This is a genomic window from Streptomyces sp. NPDC054840, assembly GCF_053611065.1.
Genome location: NZ_JBSGZP010000700.1, coordinates 1 through 3,777, shown reverse-complemented (window position 1 = coordinate 3,777; position 3,777 = coordinate 1). Strand labels below are relative to the sequence as shown.

The following is a 3,777-nucleotide window of genomic DNA, read 5'->3' as shown; positions in this document are numbered from 1 at the left end:
CCCCCTCGGGGGTGGCCGGTTGTGGTGTCAGTACCTTGTGGCGCTCCTGAGTCAGGTCGCCGCGCTCCAGGTCCACGGGAGCGCCCTTGATCCCGGTCCCGCCGATGTCCACGCCGAAGATCTGCATGGACATACCGTACGAAAGGAGTTACTTGTCGGCGACCAGTTCGGCAGCCTCGGCACGCAGGTCGCGACGGAGTTCCTTCGGCAGCGAGAAGACGATCGACTCCTCGGCGGTCTTGACGATCTCCACGTCGGCGTAACCGCGCACCGTCAGCCACTCCAGGACCTCCTCGACCAGGACCTCCGGCACCGAGGCACCCGAGGTGAGGCCGACGGTGGTGACGCCCTCCAGCCAGGCCTCGTCGATCTCGGCGGCGAAGTCGACCAGGTACGCGGCCTTGGCGCCGGCGTCCTTGGCGACCTCGACGAGCCGGATCGAGTTCGAGGAGTTCTTCGAGCCGACCACGATGACCAGGTCGGAGTCGGCGCCCATCACCTTGACGGCGGCCTGCCGGTTCGAGGTGGCGTAGCAGATGTCGTCGCTCGGCGGCGAGACGAGCAGCGGGAACTTCGTCTTCAGCGCGTCGACCGTCTCCATCGTCTCGTCGACCGAGAGGGTGGTCTGGGAGAGCCAGACGACCTTGGACTCGTCACGGACGGTGACCTTCTCCACGTCGTGCGGGCCGTCGACGATCGTGATGTGGTCCGGGGCCTCGCCGGAGGTGCCGATGACCTCCTCGTGGCCCTCGTGGCCGATGAGGAGGATGTCGAAGTCCTCGTTCGCGTACCGGATGGCTTCCTTGTGCACCTTGGTGACCAGCGGGCAGGTCGCGTCGATCGTCGCGAGCTTGCCGCGCGCCGCCTCCTCGTGCACCACCGGCGCCACACCGTGAGCGGAGAACATCACGATGGAGCCCTCGGGCACCTCCTCCGTCCGCTCGACGAAGATGGCGCCCTTCTTCTCCAGGGTCTGGACGACGTACTTGTTGTGCACGATCTCGTGGCGGACGTACACCGGCGCACCGTACTGCTCAAGGGCTTTCTCGACGGCGATCACGGCTCGGTCCACGCCCGCGCAGTAGCCGCGGGGCGCGGCGAGCAGGACACGGCGGGAAGCGGGAGCGGGGGCGGGAGCAGTCATGTGCTCCATCGTACGGGGGTCTCCAGGAGGCCGGGCGTCGGCGGTACGGCACACACCGGCCCGAAAGCCCGCACCACCCGCGCTGCCCGCTGGCTGGTTCGTGGTCAAGCGGCGTGAGGGTCCGCCGAACTGGTGGAAGCACCTGGTGATGCCTGTGCTGGGGGCGGCCGTGACCGTCGCGGTGATCTCCGAGGCCTCGTGGACGGCGCAGCTGGTGGGGGCGGTGTGGCTGGCGGTGGGCTTGGCGGTGCTGCTCGTCCAGCGCGGCCGCCGCGACCTGCCCGGCGACACCGGCGCCGGGGCCTGACGCACTGTCGGCGGCGCCGGATAGCCTGCGTGCATGGGTCTGAATACGTCGGCCGAGGCGCCGCTGCCGGTAGGCCAGGTGTCCCGGCTCATCGGGGGCTGGATCGAGCGGCTCGGCCAGGTGTGGGTGGAGGGGCAGATCACGCAGCTCTCGCGGCGGCCGGGAGCGGGGGTGGTCTTCCTGACGCTGCGCGACCCCTCTCACGACATCTCGGTCAGCGTGACCTGCTTCCGCCAGGTCTTCGACGAGGTCGCCGACGTGGTCTCCGAGGGCGCCCGGGTCGTGCTGCTGGCCAAGCCCGAGTGGTACGCCCCGCGCGGGCAGTTGTCCCTGCGGGCCACGGAGATACGGCCGGTCGGCATCGGGGAGCTCCTCGCCCGGCTGGAGCGCCTCAAGCGGTCCCTGGCCTCCGAGGGGCTCTTCGCACTGGAGCGCAAGAAGCCGCTGCCCTTCCTGCCGCAGCTGATCGGGCTGGTCGTCGGGCGGGCCTCGGCGGCCGAACGCGATGTCCTGGAGAACGCCCGGCGCCGCTGGCCGGCGGTCCGCTTCGAGGTGCGCAACGTCGCCGTGCAGGGGGTGCACGCGGTGCCCCAGGTGGTCCAGGCGGTCAAGGAGCTCGATGCCCTCGACGAGGTCGACGTGATCATCGTGGCACGCGGCGGCGGCAGCGTGGAGGACCTGCTGCCGTTCTCCGACGAGGAGGTGGTCCGGGCGGTCGCCGCGGCCCGTACCCCGGTGGTCTCGGCGATCGGCCACGAGCCGGACTCCCCGCTGCTGGACCTGGTCGCGGACGTCCGGGCCTCCACGCCCACGGACGCGGCGAAGAAGGTGGTACCGGACGTCGGCGAGGAGCTGGAGCGCGTACGCCAGCTGCAGGCCCGGGGGCTGCGCGCGGTCAGCGGGCTGCTCGACCGGGAGGAACGGGGCCTCGCGCACGCCCTGGCCCGGCCGGTCTTCGTCCACCCCCGGCGGATGGTGGAGATCCGCGAGGACGATGTGGACGCCCTGCTGGCCCGCGCCCGGCGCACGCTGGGGCACCTGCTGGACCGAGCCGACTCGGAACTCGCGCACACCCTCGCCCGGGTGGTGGCGCTGTCCCCGGCGGCGACCCTCGAACGGGGGTACGCCGTGCTTCAGCGGGCCGACGGCCATGTGGTGCGCTCGGCGCAGGAGGTGGCTCCGCACGATGTGCTGCGCGCGCGGGTGGCGGAGGGCACGTTCTCCGTGGCGGTCGTCCCGGCGGACCCGACAGCCGCTTCGGAATAGCGGCACACGGCCGCGATCACGTGGTCGCACGACACACAGAGGATGGATACGGGAATGGCAGAGGCCGGAACGGCGCTGGGGTACGAGCAGGCCCGCGACGAACTCATCGAGGTCGTCCGCAAGCTGGAGGCCGGCGGGACCTCGCTGGAGGACTCCCTGGCGCTCTGGGAGCGCGGCGAGGAGCTGGCGAAGGTGTGCCGGCACTGGCTGGAGGGGGCCCGGGCCCGGCTGGACTCGGCGCTCGCCGCACGCGAGCCGGCCGAGGAGGAGTGACACCCGGGAGGAGTGACACCGGGGAGGAGCAGCCGGGAGGAGCGGCCGGGGAGTGATCCCGGTCACCGGAAGACAGGTTTAGTTGAAAATTCATCTACTTCCGCCGTAGAGTCTGGGACATCGCTTCACCTCCGTATGGAAGAAGGCTTTCCGATGTCTCTCGTTCTTGACTCCGCCGCGCAGGACCTGCTGTTCCGCGAGGCCCGCACGGCCAACTCGTTCACCGACGAGCCGGTCACCGAGGAGCAGGTCCAGGCGATATACGACCTGGTGAAGTTCGGCCCCACCGCCTTCAACCAGACCCCGCTGCGCATCACCCTGGTCCGCTCCCCCGAGGCCCGCGAGCGCCTCGTGCAGCACATGGCCAAGGGCAACGACGCCAAGACCGCCACCGCCCCGCTGGTCGCGATCCTCTCCGCGGACAACGAGTTCCACGAGGAGCTTCCGCAGCTGCTCCCGCACTTCCCGCAGGCCAAGGACGCGTTCTTCTCCGAGCGCCCGGTCCGCGAGCAGTCCGCGCTGCTGAACTCCGCGCTGCAGGCCGCCTACTTCATCATCGGTATCCGCGCCGCCGGCCTGGCCGCGGGCCCGATGACCGGCGCCGACTTCGCCGGCATCCAGAAGGAGTTCCTGGACGCCGACCACACCCCGATCATGGTCATCAACATCGGCAAGCCGGCCGCTGAGGGTGCCTGGTTCGACCGCTCCCCGCGCCTGGGCTTCGACGAGGTCATCACGACCGTCTGATCGGCTCCGCCGCAGCAGCACACGCAGAAGGGCCGTGCGC

Annotated in this window: 5 protein-coding genes and 1 pseudogene; 4 read left to right on the top strand and 2 right to left on the bottom strand. The window is 70.6% G+C overall.

Annotated features, from left to right (window positions below):
• Together ACWGIU_RS32525 and ACWGIU_RS32520 are read right to left on the bottom strand one after the other, a co-directional pair.
• Nucleotides 1-127: pseudogene (locus ACWGIU_RS32525) on the bottom strand (ROK family protein); the annotation flags it as partial.
• 21 nt (nucleotides 128-148) lie between these two features.
• Nucleotides 149-1,153, bottom strand: a complete 1,005-nt coding sequence (locus ACWGIU_RS32520) for a 4-hydroxy-3-methylbut-2-enyl diphosphate reductase (protein ID WP_453711700.1) — start codon at nucleotides 1,151-1,153, stop codon at nucleotides 149-151.
• Between ACWGIU_RS32520 and ACWGIU_RS32515 the strand changes: the two genes are divergently transcribed.
• From ACWGIU_RS32515 to ACWGIU_RS32500, 4 genes are all read left to right on the top strand, one after another.
• On the top strand, nucleotides 1,143-1,451 hold the full coding sequence (locus ACWGIU_RS32515; protein ID WP_453711699.1) for a hypothetical protein: 309 nt from the start codon (nucleotides 1,143-1,145) through the stop codon (nucleotides 1,449-1,451). The genes ACWGIU_RS32520 and ACWGIU_RS32515 overlap by 11 nt on opposite strands.
• Nucleotides 1,452-1,484: 33 nt before the next feature.
• Nucleotides 1,485-2,717: an exodeoxyribonuclease VII large subunit gene (xseA, locus tag ACWGIU_RS32510; protein ID WP_453711698.1), complete on the top strand. Its 1,233-nt coding sequence runs from the start codon at nucleotides 1,485-1,487 to the stop codon at nucleotides 2,715-2,717.
• A gap of 54 nt (nucleotides 2,718-2,771) precedes the next feature.
• Nucleotides 2,772-2,990 carry an exodeoxyribonuclease VII small subunit gene (locus tag ACWGIU_RS32505; RefSeq protein WP_189732883.1) on the top strand — a complete coding sequence of 73 codons (219 nt, stop codon included), beginning with the start codon at nucleotides 2,772-2,774 and terminating at the stop codon, nucleotides 2,988-2,990.
• A 153-nt stretch (nucleotides 2,991-3,143) separates the two neighbouring features.
• A complete protein-coding gene (locus ACWGIU_RS32500) occupies nucleotides 3,144-3,737 on the top strand; it encodes a malonic semialdehyde reductase (protein ID WP_030712043.1) in 594 nt (197 codons plus the stop codon).
• The last annotated feature ends 40 nt before the right edge of the window (nucleotides 3,738-3,777 follow it).

Excerpts from the sequence above, each read along its gene's own strand:
- xseA (WP_453711698.1), top strand. The coding sequence starts at position 1,485 with ATGGGTCTGAATACGTCGGCCGAGGCGCCGCTGCCGGTAGGCCAGGTG.
- ACWGIU_RS32505 (WP_189732883.1), top strand. The coding sequence starts at position 2,772 with ATGGCAGAGGCCGGAACGGCGCTGGGGTACGAGCAGGCCCGCGACGAA.
- ACWGIU_RS32520 (WP_453711700.1), bottom strand. The coding sequence starts at position 1,153 with ATGGAGCACATGACTGCTCCCGCCCCCGCTCCCGCTTCCCGCCGTGTC.
- ACWGIU_RS32500 (WP_030712043.1), top strand. The coding sequence starts at position 3,144 with ATGTCTCTCGTTCTTGACTCCGCCGCGCAGGACCTGCTGTTCCGCGAG.
- ACWGIU_RS32515 (WP_453711699.1), top strand. The coding sequence starts at position 1,143 with ATGTGCTCCATCGTACGGGGGTCTCCAGGAGGCCGGGCGTCGGCGGTA.